Annotated in this window: 14 protein-coding genes; 5 read left to right on the top strand and 9 right to left on the bottom strand. The window is 44.1% G+C overall.

From position 1 onward, the window contains the following. Nucleotides 1-7 precede the first annotated feature (7 nt). Genes EA26_RS11900 through EA26_RS11880 form a run of 5 tightly spaced genes read right to left on the bottom strand, consistent with a single transcriptional unit; the run spans nt 8 to nt 4,982 of the window. A complete protein-coding gene (locus tag EA26_RS11900) occupies nt 8-1,210 on the bottom strand; it encodes a multidrug effflux MFS transporter (protein WP_039427713.1) in 1,203 nt (400 codons plus the stop codon). A gap of 10 nt (nt 1,211-1,220) precedes the next feature. Next, nucleotides 1,221-1,865 (bottom strand): HAD family hydrolase, encoded by a 645-nt coding sequence (locus EA26_RS11895; protein WP_039427711.1) that lies wholly within the window; start codon nt 1,863-1,865, stop codon nt 1,221-1,223. Next, nucleotides 1,866-2,861, bottom strand: coding sequence for a ketoacyl-ACP synthase III family protein (locus tag EA26_RS11890; protein ID WP_039427709.1), 996 nt, complete (start codon nt 2,859-2,861; stop codon nt 1,866-1,868). Beyond that, nucleotides 2,858-4,201: an FAD-dependent oxidoreductase gene (locus EA26_RS11885; protein ID WP_039427708.1), complete on the bottom strand. Its 1,344-nt coding sequence runs from the start codon at nt 4,199-4,201 to the stop codon at nt 2,858-2,860. Before EA26_RS11885 ends, EA26_RS11890 begins: the two co-directional genes overlap by 4 nt. A gap of 10 nt (nt 4,202-4,211) precedes the next feature. Further along, nucleotides 4,212-4,982, bottom strand: a complete 771-nt coding sequence (locus EA26_RS11880; RefSeq protein ID WP_039427707.1) for an AfsA-related hotdog domain-containing protein — start codon at nt 4,980-4,982, stop codon at nt 4,212-4,214. Between the two features lie 325 nt (nt 4,983-5,307). Here EA26_RS11880 and EA26_RS11875 point away from each other — a divergent pair, with 325 nt between their 5' ends. The 5 genes from EA26_RS11875 (at nt 5,308) to EA26_RS11845 (ending at nt 12,959) form a co-directional block, all read left to right on the top strand. After that, entirely contained in the window at nt 5,308-5,802 is a 495-nt protein-coding gene (locus EA26_RS11875) for a MarR family winged helix-turn-helix transcriptional regulator (RefSeq protein WP_039427705.1), read from the top strand. Between the two features lie 912 nt (nt 5,803-6,714). Next, nucleotides 6,715-8,249, top strand: a protein-coding gene (locus EA26_RS11860) for an IS3 family transposase (protein WP_404975831.1) whose coding sequence is annotated in 2 segments (ribosomal slippage) — nt 6,715-7,168 and nt 7,168-8,249 — 1,536 coding nt in all. Because the reading frame shifts where the segments join, the coding sequence is not laid out codon by codon here. 11 nt (nt 8,250-8,260) lie between these two features. Then, nucleotides 8,261-11,686 (top strand): cell surface protein, encoded by a 3,426-nt coding sequence (locus EA26_RS11855; RefSeq protein WP_052079733.1) that lies wholly within the window; start codon nt 8,261-8,263, stop codon nt 11,684-11,686. Nucleotides 11,687-12,044: 358 nt separating this feature from the next. Then, nucleotides 12,045-12,575 (top strand): P-loop NTPase family protein, encoded by a 531-nt coding sequence (locus tag EA26_RS11850; protein ID WP_039427701.1) that lies wholly within the window; start codon nt 12,045-12,047, stop codon nt 12,573-12,575. Nucleotides 12,576-12,698: 123 nt separating this feature from the next. After that, nucleotides 12,699-12,959, top strand: a complete 261-nt coding sequence (locus tag EA26_RS11845) for a hypothetical protein (RefSeq protein WP_039427700.1) — start codon at nt 12,699-12,701, stop codon at nt 12,957-12,959. 72 nt (nt 12,960-13,031) lie between these two features. Here the strand turns inward: EA26_RS11845 and EA26_RS11840 are convergent, their stop codons facing one another. Genes EA26_RS11840 through EA26_RS11825 form a run of 4 tightly spaced genes read right to left on the bottom strand, consistent with a single transcriptional unit; the run spans nt 13,032 to nt 16,320 of the window. After that, the gene (locus tag EA26_RS11840) at nt 13,032-13,925 is read right to left on the bottom strand and encodes an amino acid ABC transporter permease (protein WP_039427698.1); all 894 of its coding nucleotides are present in this window, start codon (nt 13,923-13,925) and stop codon (nt 13,032-13,034) included. A gap of 3 nt (nt 13,926-13,928) precedes the next feature. Beyond that, nucleotides 13,929-14,771 (bottom strand): transporter substrate-binding domain-containing protein, encoded by an 843-nt coding sequence (locus EA26_RS11835; RefSeq protein ID WP_039427697.1) that lies wholly within the window; start codon nt 14,769-14,771, stop codon nt 13,929-13,931. A 20-nt stretch (nt 14,772-14,791) separates the two neighbouring features. Then, nucleotides 14,792-15,583: an amino acid ABC transporter permease gene (locus tag EA26_RS11830; protein WP_039429061.1), complete on the bottom strand. Its 792-nt coding sequence runs from the start codon at nt 15,581-15,583 to the stop codon at nt 14,792-14,794. Between the two features lie 20 nt (nt 15,584-15,603). Then, nucleotides 15,604-16,320, bottom strand: coding sequence for an amino acid ABC transporter ATP-binding protein (locus tag EA26_RS11825; RefSeq protein ID WP_319024170.1), 717 nt, complete (start codon nt 16,318-16,320; stop codon nt 15,604-15,606). Nucleotides 16,321-16,324: the final 4 nt, after the last annotated feature.

Raw genomic sequence — 16,324 nt, 5'->3', positions numbered from 1 at the left:
TATTTGGTTAAGCTTCGGCACGAATTGCTATGTGGTTCTCTGAAACCAATTTTCTGATCAAGAAGAAACACAGAATATTGATAAGCAAGAACATGCTTGATAGGGGGAGTAGGCTTTCGGTATTTAAATAGCTTGCGAAGACCATGATTAGACCTGCAAGTAACATTAACAGGAACCCAAGTAGAGAACTCGCTAAGCCACCTAACTCAGGGAAAAGAGAAACACCTTTCCCCATCAGATTTGGATACATGACTCCTGCAAAGAATGTCATGATTAAACATGGGATCACTAGAGCATAGATATTCATTCCAAACTGATATGCATAGGCAAACATCGCAAGCGAGACGAATACGTTTATAGTGGTTGCGCTCAGGTAAAGTTTATTAACTGGAACTTTATCTTTGTTGAAGCGATTACTGAATACGCCCAGAAAGTAAGCCGCTCCCATCAGCAGTGCAATATTGCCAAACGTAGCTGGTGAATAGCCTAAAACGTCTTGCACGATAAAAGGAGCAACAAGGTTGAATGTGAGCAAAATGCCATAACATAACCCCATGGCAAGGAAACAGATTTGGAATTTCTGTTCACCGATAATCTTGCGGCTGTTACTTGCCAGCGTGGCAGGTGTAAGCGGTACTGGTGTTTTCAGAGATTCCTTGAACCGGCAAAGCAATGCAAGTAACACTGCGCCATAGATAGCTAAGAAGTAGAGGCATGATTCCCAACCGAAATGAAGTTGCAATTTCGCACCAATAACAGGGGCGATAATTGGTCCCATTCCCCATGAAATCACCATATAAGTCAGAACATTCGCTAATTGTGCGTCTTTGAAATTATCTGTAGCGATTGCTTTCATCACTACGGATGCGGAAGTGATTCCCAATCCCTGTATGATACGGGCAACAAGAAAAGTGTTGAAGTCATGGCTGAAAATTGCAATCAGGCTACCAATTAAATAGATAAAAATTCCTAGGAACAAGGTCGGTTTCCTGCCCCAAGCATCTGCTATTGGCCCGTAAATCATCTGACCGATCGCAAATGCAATCAAATACAGAGACACACTTAGCTGTATCTGGCTTTGCGTTACGGAATAACTGTCACGCATTTCTGGTAGTGCTGTAACATAAATATCAATTGCTGCTTGACCAATGGGTGCTAGCAATATAATAAGCAGTGTGATAAAGAAACTGCTATTACTTTTTGTGTTCATTAGTTTTCCTTTATATTTCATTTAATTTAAATTCGTTTAAAACCTTTCTCATTTCATGATCAGGATTAACGACAAAAGCCTTTCCAACTGCGGTTAGCATAGGTATATCAGAAATATGATCACCATATGCAATACAATCATTAGTGTCGATGTGGTGAGTTTGGCAAAATCTTATAACCAGCGCTCTTTTTCCATCTCCAATTGATTGTTGAATTAACTCGCCAGTGTATCTGCCATCCGATACTAATGGCTCTGAGCACAAATAGAAATCTGCACCGATTACATTACCTATAGGGTAAATAATGTCTTCCATTGCGCCAGAAACAAGGACGATATTAAATCCATTCAGTTTCAGTCTCTCTATCTCAGATACAACTTTATCAATAAATATAATATCGTTAGATTGATTAAACCATTTTTGAGATAAATCTCTTAGTTTATTTCTACTTATGCCCCTCATTTGTTCATAGTAAAAAGAGTTAATGATTTCTCTCGAAGCCCCATCCTTAACTTTGTTTCTGATATCAGTCATTAAATTTTCAAACCGTTGCGAATGATTTTCTGAATCAGTCTGCGTTAGAAAAAATTTATAGAATGAAAACATGCTTTTACATTGAACTATTGTTTCATCCATATCAAAAAATGCACATTTCATTTATCTTTTCCTTAATAGGCATGCTGTCCATGAAAATCCAGCACCAGCACTAATCGCTAAAATCAACTCACCACTTTTGATTCTGTTCTCATTGTCTAAAGTATAGAGATGGGCAAAAATATCGGAGCAACCTAAGTGCCCACTATTCTGACCAAAATCAAAATGGGTTTTATTTACTAATTCACCTAAAGCGGGAAGATAGCTGCTCTCGATCAATCCCGAACCGAGGTTTGGTAGAAAAACATGTTGAATATCATGAAGAGAAACAGAAGCACTGACCATTACTTGATGGATTGCTAATTCGATACTTTTTAAGGTAGATAACCTCAAATTCTCATTTCCATGTAAATTTAAATAAGATTTCTTACTTTTCTTAATGTCATAAAATTCATGTGGATCATCTGAGCGAATATCAGTAAATCGATGTAGTGCCTCCAATTTATGTTTCCATACAGTTTTCATTCCCTCAATCGCATAAGCGCCTTCACCAGGAGGGCCAACAAGAATACTGACTGCAGCGTCACCATAAATAATTCCGTAGTCTGATTTCCATCGATTGAAATTAGTTCCATCAAAGCGATCTGATGCGACCAGCAAATAATGATGATGAGAAAAATTCTGTTGGCAAACCTGTTCAAGTGCAATCATAAGACCATTACAACCTTGATTTAAATTGAAACAGCATACGCCATTTTCAACAGAAAAATAGCTCGATAAATAACTTGCTGGTGACCAAAGAAATGTTCCTCCTTGATGATGAAGATGACAGTAGATCAGAGTTGAAATATCCTCTTTCTCGTGCCTGTGAATATTCATTGCCTTTAGTGCCATTTCGGATGGAAATAACTCAGTTTCACAGCAGATCTCACGATAATTCGTCTTTAGATGGCTTTCACTATCATATTCTCCTGATATCAGTGCACGAGCTACACTCTTTCTGGGGGCTAGGTAGCATCCTATGCTGATAATGTCAGGAAAACTTGGCGTATCTCTCATAACATTTCCACGCTACTTATGATGAAATCTTGTCGGAAACGTATCTTGCAGGGGACAGATTGCTCGAAATAATCTGCCAGTATGTTTCCGATACCGTGGCCAGTTGGGATTATTTCCGTATATGTTTTCCCCGATAGTTCACGCCAAGTTGTTGTGTCATGCCACCGCAGGTTTGGAATTCTCGCACCGGTTTTGAGCGATTTAGTCTGCAAGCTTTTTTCAGAATTTACCTGTATTGCATGAGCCGTTTGACTAAAAGAGAGCATGATTTTTTTCAGCTCTTGCTTGGATACTTTCCCACTATTCATTTTTTGAATTAATGGATTAAGTTTCGTTCTCTCGACCGTATATTTGGCGAGAGTCAACCGCTCTTCTGTGTATTCACGCAGTAGTGCTTGGCGCTGACTAATGTCAGTCTGAGCGAAGCGCCAATATAGGCAAAACGCATCTGCGATCCCTAAATTCATTGCTTGGCCTCCCGTCGGGGAGTGGATATGACCAGCATCACCGCACAATACCACCCTATCTTTTACAAGAGTTTCTGCCATTCTTTCGTTGACCTTATAGCTGCGGAGCGACGTGATTTTTTTGAAATCAGCAAACTCTCCCATGCCAATCGAAGCCATTATCTTTTTGAAATCTTCGATATTGATCAAGTCACCGACATCTTGCCTTGGTCCGGGACCTGCAACTCGAAATACGTTGTCCCCCATAGGTATCACTGAAATGGCACCGTTTTCCGAGATGTGCATCTGTGATTCATCCAAAGGGAAGCTTTGGCGGGGGACGCCTTCAACCAAAACATAGCTGTAAGGGTAGGTGATGCCTTTGTATTCGATCTGTGCAAGTTTCCTTACGGTACTCTTGGCACCGTCGCATCCAACAATGTAACTGCCGATAAACTCAACATCTTCATCACCGTTTTTTGCCAGAACCGTGCCATTTTCTCCAATTTGATACACGTCGTGATGGTAGTAGACTCGTCCCCCCAGAGAGGTGAACTTGCGCTCCAATATGTCGACCAGATCCGGCTGTTTTATATTGATGAAGAAAGGGAACTTATTGGGAGATAGTTGGGTAAAGTCCATTACATACTCTTCCTTTCCCTGAATATTAAATCGTATAGAATTCTGCTTTAACCCTTTTTGGAGCACGGCTTGATCAATTTCGAGTAGAGAAAAAACATCGAGTGAGGCGGCGTGCACCATGACTGCCTTAGTCAACTGATTCTGTTGTTGCTCTTTCTCTAAGATCACACAATTAATACCCTGACTTTGCAGCAAGCATCCAAGTGTTAACCCTGTTGGTCCTGCACCAACAATGATAATGTTATCGTTCAAGTTCAGCCCCTCATGCAGCTTTTGACACAGCGTCTAGTTTCGCGAAGAAACTTGCTACAACATCGCTTGCAAGCTCACTTTCTCTATCGGAAATAAACGCCTTATCATAAACGCTGTAATCAATGTCGATCTCTGCTAAGTGTGTAGCACCTTGATAAAGAATGGCTTTGCTCTTGGCTTTGATTACGCCACGTTTGTTCTTGTTCAGTGAGTGAATAACAAAATCAATTCTTACATCGAGAGGGAAGGTGAAGTTTATATATTCACTATTTACCCGATTAAGAACAAAGTAACGATTTCCTCGTTCCTCTTCTGCCAAGTAGAAGTTTTCAGTGACAGAAAGCATCATTTGCCTTGCTGATTCCGTCAATACCATGCCCTGAATGTGCTGCCCGGTCATATGATCCTGCAATAGCTCGTTTTCATCCTGTATGCTTAGCCATGCCGTGTAGAGGGTGTCAGTTACTCGTGCTGGCTTTGATATCAAAACATTCTGTCGATTATGTTTGTGCACAGAACATTGATGTGAGTGATCGACTTGATCATGCACTTTTCCGGCTTCTTCTATGCTGACGGAGAAGCCCAACTTTTGATAACTCAGGCTGAGATGCTGCATCGTCATCAGATCATTGAGTTCAACACCTTGACCAATGATTACCCTTAAATCTCCAGAAACTGCACGAGAGAAAAGTGCTTGCTTAAACTCATCGACAGTCATAACAGTTTCATTTCTATTAGAAAACTCTGAAAACTTGTTACCAACAACCAAAATTACTGACATTGTTATTTACCTTATTATGAATGGATGAACTATATGTTTTGATATAATTAAGAGCTTAACTTTATTTTTTAAAATAATATTTATGAGAAAAATAATTGCAACAAATTATTTCCATAAAAATCACATTAGTGTGATCCTGATCGCACTAATTGGCTATTTACATAAATGTTCATAGATGTATGTTCTTGATATTATTGAAATTAATTTAGTTCCTTGAAATGAGGCATAATTGTGAACAAGGTAACGCTGAAACGCTTCCATACTGTATGGTAAAAGGGTAGACTATTAAGCATTGAACTAAATTGCTCGTAATATGGTAGTTTTTATGACTAAGTACGATGTACTACTGGCTGAGGCTGGTCTTCTTCAAGACGAAACAATTAGCACAACAAAAATCAAAACCGTGGTCGATCTCATTAGTTTCTGTAGTAAAGTTTCAGATAAATGCACTCAAAATTTGGGGAAATCATCACTCAGTGATGGACAGTTTGTGGTTTTGATGCTGTTGAAGCACTTTGGCAGAATGAAGCCATCTGAACTCGCCACCAAAGCAGATATCACACGCTCGGCGATTACAGTGGTATTAGATAGCTTAGAAGGACGAGGTTTTGTGATAAGAGAACATCAACAACAGGATCGTCGTTCGTGGATTATTTCTATAACGGATGCCGGGTTGGCGGAGTTTCAATCGATACTACCGGAACAAACAAAATGGCTATCCCAAATACTGATGATATTGAGTGACGATGAGTTTAAAACTTTTTCAACGTTGGTAAGCAAGATCTACTCTCACAACCCCGCATTAGATTTAGAAATCTAACTATTGTGTAAAAATATCTGTATTGATGACGGTTGGTCAGGAAGTCTTTAAAAGCAACTGATTCATTCTCTTAATAGTAAAGGTAGGGTTTATACTTTGCCTTTGCTTCAAACTAACTTGTTACGATATCAAGTCCTTTCATCAACTTTTCCCCTGTTCTTACACTTTTCTCTGCGCTGGCTCATTGCGTTAACTAAGGCTATATCTATCAATGACTCTTGATAATCCTCTTAGTAAATTGAGAATGTCTGGGTTTACTGAGGATATTGAAAATTTATAAATCAATAAATGAGTGAAATATAGGGTTTTTCTCAAGAGAAAAACCGTGATTTTCCTCCATAAAATAGAATGTGAACACTGTTTCTATATATGTCAATAAGTGAGATTAAATCTGTTTTATGTGGCTGGCATCTCAATGAAATGAAAGTGTTATAAATGAAAATTACATCAAATGTTATAGATGGCAATTATTCTCTATATTTATCTTTTTATAAGGTATTGATATATTTTGATAATGTTTTTATTGACGATGCTTTTGACTTTATTTTTATTAGATCTCAAATTTGATAATCGTGAAAATTTGTATTCTCATGAATTAATTGACGTAGAGTTTTTCAAAATTATAATCCGCGGGGTTCAGTTGGCTGTAGCTAGGGTTATATTTATTTTTAGTGATAATTTGCGTTTTATTTCCCGTTGTCGTTTTTATTTAATCAAAACGACAAATGCTATTGAGATTTTTAAATATATGCATGTTAAGGAGAATTCATGTATAAGCAAGGCTTAGTGAGTATACCACTCATTATGATGTTAACCGCTTGTGGAAGTGACAGTAATTCTGGTGCTTCCCCCCTCTGGCAGGATAGTTGTCACTGTTAAAATTTAACCAGTCTAGGGCGGTAAGAGTGAATTGTGTCTCGTATTCCAACAGAAAGAAAAGAAGCCATATTGAAGAAGCTGCTGCCTCCATACTCAATGTCAGTGAGCGAACTTTCAAAAGAGGAAGGCATTAGCACTGCAACCCTGTATCATTGGCGACAGCAACTCAGACGTTCAGGAGCCGCAGTGCCAAACAGCAACACTTCATCAGAGCAGTGGTCTGCTCAAACTAAACTCGCCATCGTCGCCGAGACTTACTCGATGACCGAGAATGAACTCAGCCAATATTGTCGTGAAAAAGGTCTGTTTCCAGAGCAAGTCCAACGCTGGCGCAGCGAATGTATGCAAGGCTTCATGTCGAGTAAAGAGCGGGAAGCACAAGCAAAGAAGCAGGCCAAAGCGGATAAGCTTGAAATCAAAGAGCTTAGGAAGGAGTTACGCCACAAAGAAAAGGCGCTCGCTGAAACGGCTGCCCTGTTGGTTCTACGAAAAAAGCTCATAGCCTTTTACGGGGAAGAGCCAGAGGACGACTAACCTCAACCGATGAAAGGCAGCACCTGATTGCTCTTATCCACGATGCCAAGCAAAGTGGTTGCCGCTTAGAGCGAGCTTGTTATGAGGTTCAAATTGACCTGAGAACGTATCGTCGATGGTATCGGCAAGGAGAGGTTCAAGCGGATAAAAGACCGACCTGTGCCAGACCTGAGCCAGCTAACAAGCTCTCTCAGCAAGAGCGTGATGCCATTATCGAGGTGTGTAACCGCCCAGAGTTCGCGAGCTTACCTCCAACTCAAATCGTACCGACACTGCTTGATAAAGGTGAGTATATCGCCTCAGAGTCGAGCTATTATCGGGTACTGAGTGCACAAGGGCAACTTCATCATCGAGGCCGTCAGAGGAGTAGACAAACACAAGCGAAGCCAACGAGTTATACGGCGACAGGCTCGAATCAAGTCTACACATGGGATATCACTTACTTGCCTTCAAAGGTTCGAGGCCAGCACTATTATCTGTACGTCATTGAGGACATCTACAGCCGAAAAATCGTGGGTTATGAGGTGTATGAACGTGAGTGCGGCGAGTTAGCCTCACAACTCCTGCAGCGGACGTTGATGCGAGAGCAGTGCTTCAGTCAACCGCTGGTTCTTCACTCAGATAACGGTGCGCCTATGAAGTCGCTGACGTTCAAAGCGAAGATGGATGAGTTAGGCATTACCTCATCGTATAGCCGTCCAAGAGTCAGTGATGATAATCCGTATGTAGAATCGTTGTTCCGCACGGTAAAGTACATGCCAAACTGGCCGACAAAGGGCTTTGAAAGTCTCGACAGCAGTCGACGTTGGGTTGAAGCCTTCGTGCGCTGGTACAACACCGAGCACAAACACAGTAAGCTAAATTATGTCACGCCTTCAGAGCGTCATAATGGAAAAGATGAAGAGATCTTGAAGCGCCGAGCTGAGGTATTGCTCGCAGCAAAACAGCGAAAACCTGAGCGCTGGCCTGGTGATATCAGGAACTGTGAACCAGTTGGTGAAGTCCACCTAAATCCAGAAAGAGAAGCTGCTTAATAAGCAAGCAAATGATGGCAACTATCTTGAAAAACACCGCTTCTTCCGACACTCGTCAGTTCAAAGGCTTAAAATTCGCGGGCATGGTTTACGATGGTCCTATTTCTGATGCTACGGTGTCGATATATGTAGGAAATAAACTACTAGCGACTGCGAAAACCGATCAAGATGGTAAATATTCTGCTGAGGCAAAAGTATTTGATGATGAATATGAAAACATCAAGTCTTTGCCTATTACCTATAAGGCGCAGCGTGACCAGATTATATTCTATGAATATGCCGGACAAACCTTAGAGCAGGCGTTAAGCCATGAAAGCGTTAATGCGTTAATTAGCAACTTTTCGACGGTTGAATATGTGCTTGCAGATGTTAACAAGGATGATTTTGTTTCGGCCAATGAGTGGGACGCTTATCAATCCCTTGATCGCAATTATGCAGAGCAGATGATTGTTCGTTATGGTGTTGGCCTCAAGTCTATTGTTGATTTCTCAGGTTCTCTGGCTGGTTTTGAGAATACCACAGTATGGCTTCGCAATTTGCGCAGCGATGTTTCATGGGGGCAGTGGCATCGATTAAATGACATTCCTTATACTGCCGCTTGGGATTCTCTGTTTGCCGATACCTGGTTTCTCGATCAGGAGGCCCATCGCTTTGTCAGTATCAATGCTTGGTCAAGCCAGTATGAGAATGTGATTTCTCCCGATCCTCAGCCAGCCAGTGTGAAGTATGTGTTGGTGACCGGATTGCCACAAATGGCGAACGTTGGTGATTGGGTGAGCCCTTCAATGTTCGCGCTTTGGTCGGATACCACCTCAAGCGATATCAGCAACGAAGCGGCGATTACGATTACGCCAGCAACAGCATTGGAAAAAGTAGGTGCGCGTTGGAAAGTAAAACATGCTGGAACCATTACATTCAAAGCTGAATATAATGGTGTCTCTACTTCGAACACCTTCACCGCGGAAGGGGTCGGACTGGACAATATTGTATTGAGTGGTGTTGGCAAAAACGTCAAAGTGGGTGATAAGTTGCTGCCATTGGTTTCAGCCATGTGGACAGACAATGCAACCACTGAAGTGACTCGACTTTCTGCTTGGAGTTACACACCAGCGGATGCCATCATGCTGGTCGATGGTCAGCTTCAAGTGGTGAAAACAGGCGAGATCGCGCTGACAGCAAGCTACCAAGGTGCAACGTCAACCATCACCTTTAATGCCGAACCCGCGGCATTGGCGTCATTGCGTATCGAATCAGCCCAGCGAGAGCAATATCTGGGAGATCAGTTCCAAGTCAGTGCTTTAGGCATCCACGAAAATGACTACGTTCTTAATGTCAGCGACAGTGCAGAGTGGACCTCCAGCGATCCAGAAATCCTAGAATCGCTCGGTGGTGGCTTATTCCTGAGCAAAGGTGTTGGTAGTGCAACTGTAACCGCGACCCTTGAAGGTTTCAGCACGACGCAACAGTTTGATGTGGTGGCGAAACTCACTGGAATTAGCCTCAATCTACCAAATAAGAGTGTTTCTCGTAATCAGTCCATTCAACTTTCTCTAAATGGCGAGTTCAATGATGGGTCGGTCAGCGAAATTATTGAAGGCGTACAGTGGGCAACGAGCCAACCAGAGATTCTCGCCATTGATGAAAAAGGCGTGGCGACGGGTCTGGTTGAAGGCAGTTCTGTTGTCTCTGCTAGCTACAAAGGGTTGACGTTAGAAGAAACGGTAACGGTTACTCAGGCGATGATCATTTCGTCTGTGCCTGAGTTTGTGAATGGCGAAATGGTGCTTAATGAAGGGGCGAAACTGCCTTACGTATTTAAGTTTACCCGCTCAAATGGGGTGGTACACGAGTTCGCTGCGAGCGCTGATGGCTTGAACTTTGAAAGCTACGGTTTCCGTGCAGAAGTGGATGCCTCGGGCTTGCAAATCGCCGATCTAGATAAAGAAGCGGATCTCATGCGCGGTGTACGTGCTGGGAAAACCAAACTTGCACTTGATTCGGTGCCAGTGGATCTGCAGCAGATTTTTGTTGAGCTGGGGGCACTGGCTAGCGCCTCGGATTACCCAACTCGAGTCGATCTGCCGGTCTCTGTCGTGGACAATCAAGATGTCTATCAGTGGCATAAGCTGGCTGGCAACGCGACTTCAGTCGAGGGCTTAGTACAGATCCAAGCCGTACAAAATGGCAATGCTCTGTATCGCTTCTGGCAAGTTGGTGGAACGGAAAACGGCAGCCTGTTCGTCAGCAAAGTCACGGCGTCAGGTGAAAGCGATGCAGTTGAAGTAGCGCTGCCAACGACGGACTTCAAACTGCTTTCTAACCAAGTTATCTCAGGAAACAACGGTTATGTGATGTTAGTGACATCGAACAAACATGTCAGTGGTGTTATCCCTGAACACAAAGCGTATCGCTACACGCTTGCGGATGGCACACTGGCAGAAGTTGATACCAGTAAGCTCTACAACAAGCAGTTCAACCTTAACGCAGACAGCTTCTATTTTGCCGCAAATGGTAATTTGATTTTGCTGAAAGAAGATGATGCCTCTCTGGTGTCCGTGTTTGATTTCACCAGCAACACTTGGACAGATAAAGTCGCTTCACTCAACGGTAAGCCAATACAGTTGCCTTCTCAATACGCGAGTATTGCGGCACTGGATACAACAGGAATGGATTACGGCGCGTTTGCACCGCCAACGCTGAACATCTTTGATCTCGAGACACAAACCGTGACGTCTCAGCAGTTTATCTACCCTGGCGATGCACAATACTTCTGTGCGGAACCGAAATCAGTCAGCGTTGCCGTACGTGCGGAGCTGAAAGATTCCGGAGCTGGCTGTCAAATTGCGGCGCGTGGTAGCTATGACATTATCGGTTACTGGATCTGGAATTCCATCAATGAAGCGCCTCACACCTTCTTGTTTGCTGATGGCAAATCACGTCGCGGCGGCGATAACTATGGAGTGGCATTGGTGAAACCAGATGGGAATGTTGCCTACAGTGCGGGTCGACAGTCTGTTGATGGTACCGACGTCTTCAATATGGCTGAAATTGTCGATGTGGAAGTTGATGGTGTTATCGAGAAACAAGTACGCCACCAAGTCTTTAATAAGAAAGAGAAAGCGATGGATGGTGCCTACTCTAAGTTCTCTGTAATCGATGGCAATCAGTTCGCTATTGTCAATGCCGATGTCAAAGATGAACTATTCAGCGTCTTCACTCATGGCGTCGCGGTTAAAGATGAACTGGGTCAATGGGCGAGCGATAGCTTCATGTACCAATTGCCAGTCTCTGTTACGAGCAGTGATACTAAGTTGTACAACTTGGGCGACACATTAGTGTTGAGTACTGAAGGTCAAGCGTCAACGGAGTACTGGGTGTTGCAATTGCGCAAGCCACTTCTCGACCCAACCACGGGTGAAGAACCGGATGTTGAGTGATTAAGGGTACAAGTTGACTTAACTCTGTAATAGCGATTCGTCGCAAGTCACGATAAGCCAGCCAGGTCTACTGACTGGCTTTCTTGGTAGGACGATGCGCAGATTTTACCGTTCTCATAAAATTGCCATTCCTTATTTCATTTCAGCACTAATCGCTGCGTAGTATTGTTCAGTAATTTCATAACTTGCGCTCGATTCTGAGCAGAGACCAGTGTTAGAATCTGCGCCCCTTGCGAATCAGCAAATTAAAAAAACAGGAATTTTTTGCGAAGTGAAAATCTTCGAATTGATCACTCTTGTTGTTCGCGGGCACTAGATCTTAGGGAAGCATTAAACAGCAAATTGAAAGGAATAGTTAATGCAAAGAGTCAATGTGATTGGCAGTAGCGCTAGCGGAAAATCAACGTTCTCCAAACAATTGGCGGCTCGTTTAGGTTGTCCATATATTGAGATGGACCGCCTATTCTGGCAAGCCGATTGGCAGGAAACCGATGATGAGACTTTCTTTTCTAAAATAAGCCAAGCAACGGACGGAGATGCTTGGGTTCTTGATGGAAATTACAGCCGCACGCAGAATGTAAAGTGGCAACACGTTGATACCATTATTTGGCTGGATTATTCCCGCTGGCGAACGACTTACCGAGCGGTTAAAAGGGCATGGATGCGTTCGTGGACACAGCAAGAACTTTGGCCGGGAACAGGCAACCGAGAAAGCTTTAGTAAATCCTTTTTCAGCAGAGATTCTATTATTTGGTGGTCGATTAAAAACTATCGCAAAAACAGGGTAAAATACTTGCTCCTGAAAGAAGAATTGCAGAACTCGCCGATCTGTTTCGTTCATCTAACCACGCCCAAAATGGCTGAGCAATTTTTGCGTCAACTAAAATGAGTGATGATGGCTTTGTCATTAAGTCAGGCTCATTACTCTCTGTCACTCGCACTTTGAATGTCTGCTCTCCCATTAACGAAATAAGTCGTTAATATCGAGGCGTTGCTAATTTCCGGAGTGAATATGATGGGTTACGAGCCAATGGCGATCTCAAGTTATTTGGGATGGTTGATTTTTTTAATGCTAACTTATCCTTTTGCCTTAGTTGCGATTCAACTTACTGTCTTTGATATTCGCATTAGAGCGGTTGTTAATCGTGTATTTAATGTGACGGCATTGCTTCTTGCATTATTCCTTCTCATCATGCATATGCAAACCGAAGTTGTTTATGGCAAACCTTTACTGGATGCTTGGCACGCGAAACAGCAGTCCGATACGAAATAATTCAAGAAGCAATAAGCACTTATTAACGGATGCGAGGTGGTTCTTCTTAAACCCTGTTTGCTATAAGACGCTCTAACGTTGTAAATACTTTAAGCTGCGCAGTTCAATACGCTTGAACACGGTAGACAAAGTTAAACAAAGCAGCAGATAGCAAAAACCGACAATCAGCCAAATTTCGAAAATGAAACCAGAAGAGTTGGCGACCTCACTGCCCACAAACGTCAGCTCTTGAATGGAAATCAGAGAAACGATGGAGGTTTCTTTCACCAGCGAGATAGTTTGCCCCGCTAACGCTGGCGTGATGGATGCCAATACTTGTGGACCAATCACAAAACGATACTTGACCCAAGCGGAGAGGCCGAGAGAATCCGCAGCTTCCCACTGACCTTTGGTAATGCTACGCAGTCCTGCGCGAACAATTTCGGCAATGTATGCCGAAGAGAGCAAGCCAAGACACATCACACCGGAGAGCAAGTTTTCCCACAAGTTGGACGGGCCAAACAGCCAAGTTATCGCCGCTGGTGGCGTTGCTGGGTAATTGCGCAAAAGTGTTTCCAGACCAAGTAACGGAATAAGTTGGTTCGAAATAAAGAAATAGAAAATAAAGACAAACACCAATGGTGGAATATTGCGAATTAACTGCACAAACGCATTGGCCGGAACGCGCAGCACTGAACGTTCGCTTGTTCTGGCAATGCCAATCAAGGTGCCCAGTATCAAAGCCAGTAGCATCGACCAGAAACTTAGCCGTAGCGTGGCAAGCAGTCCTTGAAAAAAGTATGGCAAACTACCATCGGCACGCGGAGTGAAAATGAGCTCAAGCGCCTCTTGCCAATGCCACTGATAATGAATGCCAACCGAAGAACGGTGGTAGAGCCAAGCCAGCAGGCCAATAATTAAGAGGCTCAGCCCGACATCCAGCGGGCTGAGTCTATAGCGAAAAGGTGGTTGCGATTTAACCGTCATGGGTTATTGGCCCGAGGCAATTTGATCTTGCCAATCTAGCGTTGAGAACCAGTACTCGTAACGTTGCTGCAACCAGCCATCGGCCATGCGAGCTTGGATCCAAGCGTCGAAAAAGGCTTTTTTGTCTTCTTCTCCAAGGCGCACCGCAAACGCTTCATTGCCTTTGGCAAGGCGTTCGCTAAACGGCAGGAACAGTTTATCGCTATGTTTAATGGTTTCGTGTTCAGGTTTTGGGCTGGAGGCAATTACGGCGTGAGCATTACCGTTGATCACTTCTTGGAATGCTTGTGCATCGTCATCAAACTGCAAAATGGTCGCTTTCGGGAAGGTTTCGCGGGCCACTTGCACGGTAAATGCGCCTCGTCTGGCGGCGATTTTCACCCGGCGCGAGTTGAATTTTTCCATTGAGGTGAAATCGGCTGCTAGCGTTTTGCTGGCTGCAACTTGCACGCCCGAGTGAGAATAGGGCGCAGTAAACAGCACGCTTTTTGAACGCTCTGGGGTGACGGACATACCGCCGATGATGACGTCAAATTTCTTTGCCAAGAGAGCGGGAATGATGCCATTCCAAGCGGTTGGAACAAATTCGACTTTCCAGCCGGAATCAGCCGCTAATCGCTTGGCGACATCAATTTCAAAGCCAATCAGTTCTCCTTGTTTGTTACGCATTGCCCATGGAACGAAGGTAGACATACCAACACGCAGTGTACCGCGTTGATTGATACTATCGAGATTGGCAGTTGCGCTTTCGTTAGCCAGTGATGGTGTGCTCAGGCTGAGCCCGAGTAGGCCAGTGAGAAGCGCTGCAATACTTAAGCGAGCGATTCGGTGTTTAAACAGTTTCATGCTTCTTCCCTTAAATGTGTTTAATGTGAACGCCAGCGAGCACCAAGGCGATGTTCCAGCCAAGCAGAAAGTGCTGACAGACTTAACGTGAGTAGCAGATAGATGGCAGCGACACTAAACCAGATCTCAAAGGGCATTGCCGTTTCAGAGACGATATTCCTACCTTGGGTGGTGAGGTCGAAAATGGCCATCACACTGACGATAGACGAGTTTTTGATCAGAGACACCATTTCATTGGTCAGCGGTGGCAGAGTTCGTTGCAAAAGTTGCGGCAAGATCACATCGTAGAAAGTAAAGAAGGTCGACAAGCCAAGTGATTTTGCTGCTTCGTATTGCCCTTGTGCAATGCCGTTAAGCCCGCCACGCAAAACCTCAGCAGTATAAGCGCCTTGAAACAGCGCTAGCGCGAGCACGGCGGTTGAAAAGCGATCCAGCCCAATGACTGGGCCGAAGACAAAATAGATCAGATAAATTTGCACCAGCAGCGGTGTGTTTCTGACCACTGCGACATAACCAGTACCAAGGGCTCGGCCGACAATCGAACGTGACTGACGTAGTAGGGCGGTGGTCAGCCCCAGTAACAAGGTGAAAAGAAGGCTGATGGCAGTGAGCTGCAACGTGACCACCAGACCTTGCAGTAGTTCAGCGGCCCACCATTCGCCATCTTCAAAAAAGAGTATGTAGTCAGGAACTCGATGCCACTGCCACTGATAGCCCATTGCTTTGGCTCCTGAATCGAGCAACCAGACTAGTGCGGCAAACATCAGCACCGCTTGAAGCATCGCCAGCAGAATAGGTTTAATTAAGCGCATGGCTTTATGGCTAACCATCGCTACCTCGAACCTAAAATTTGTTGGAGAAATTGTTGCGTACGCGGGTGCTGTGCTGCCGAGAAAAGTTGCTCTGGCGGTGCGATCTCTACTATTTCGCCGCCGTCCATGAACGCCACTCGATGGGCGACTTTGCGTGCAAAGCCCATTTCATGCGTGACACACATCATGGTGATGCCATCATTGGCCAGATCAACCATCACATCCAGCACTTCGTTGATGGTCTCTGGGTCAAGTGCCGATGTTGGCTCGTCAAACAATAAAATCTCCGGTTGCATGCACAGAGAGCGCGCAATCGCCACACGCTGCTGTTGCCCGCCAGAAAGCTGGATCGGGTATTTGTCGGCTTGATCGGCGATTTTTACTCGTTTAAGGAAGTGTTCCGCTCTTTGATTGGCTTGATGGCGACTTAATTTCAAGGTTCTCATCGGCGATAGGGTCAAGTTCTGTCTCACTGTCAGGTGAGGAAAGAGATTGAAGTGTTGGAAAACCATACCGATTTTGCCACGGCTCCGATGATTTTCCTGCTCATCGGGCAGAATACGGATCTCTCCTGCATCGATGGATTCCAAGCCGTTAACTGTACGGATCAGCGTCGATTTCCCCGAACCGGATGGGCCGCAAATCACGAGAATCTCCCCTTTGCGCACGGACAGTGAGATTGATTTTAACGCTTGGAATTGACCATACCACTTGCTGACTTGGCAGAACTCTATCACGCTC

The organism is Vibrio navarrensis (assembly GCF_000764325.1).
GTDB lineage: Bacteria > Pseudomonadota > Gammaproteobacteria > Enterobacterales > Vibrionaceae > Vibrio > Vibrio navarrensis.
Note: the sequence above shows the minus strand (reverse complement) of the source record. Positions and strands in the feature narration are given on the sequence as shown.

What these genes read in the sequence shown, in the direction of transcription:
- EA26_RS11900 (WP_039427713.1), bottom strand. Translation starts at nt 1,210, where the DNA reads ATGAACACAAAAAGTAATAGCAGTTTCTTTATCACACTGCTTATTATA.
- EA26_RS11895 (WP_039427711.1), bottom strand. Translation starts at nt 1,865, where the DNA reads ATGAAATGTGCATTTTTTGATATGGATGAAACAATAGTTCAATGTAAA.
- EA26_RS11890 (WP_039427709.1), bottom strand. Translation starts at nt 2,861, where the DNA reads ATGAGAGATACGCCAAGTTTTCCTGACATTATCAGCATAGGATGCTAC.
- EA26_RS11880 (WP_039427707.1), bottom strand. Translation starts at nt 4,982, where the DNA reads ATGTCAGTAATTTTGGTTGTTGGTAACAAGTTTTCAGAGTTTTCTAAT.
- EA26_RS11875 (WP_039427705.1), top strand. Translation starts at nt 5,308, where the DNA reads ATGACTAAGTACGATGTACTACTGGCTGAGGCTGGTCTTCTTCAAGAC.
- EA26_RS11855 (WP_052079733.1), top strand. Translation starts at nt 8,261, where the DNA reads ATGATGGCAACTATCTTGAAAAACACCGCTTCTTCCGACACTCGTCAG.
- EA26_RS11850 (WP_039427701.1), top strand. Translation starts at nt 12,045, where the DNA reads ATGCAAAGAGTCAATGTGATTGGCAGTAGCGCTAGCGGAAAATCAACG.
- EA26_RS11845 (WP_039427700.1), top strand. Translation starts at nt 12,699, where the DNA reads ATGATGGGTTACGAGCCAATGGCGATCTCAAGTTATTTGGGATGGTTG.
- EA26_RS11840 (WP_039427698.1), bottom strand. Translation starts at nt 13,925, where the DNA reads ATGACGGTTAAATCGCAACCACCTTTTCGCTATAGACTCAGCCCGCTG.
- EA26_RS11835 (WP_039427697.1), bottom strand. Translation starts at nt 14,771, where the DNA reads ATGAAACTGTTTAAACACCGAATCGCTCGCTTAAGTATTGCAGCGCTT.
- EA26_RS11830 (WP_039429061.1), bottom strand. Translation starts at nt 15,583, where the DNA reads ATGCGCTTAATTAAACCTATTCTGCTGGCGATGCTTCAAGCGGTGCTG.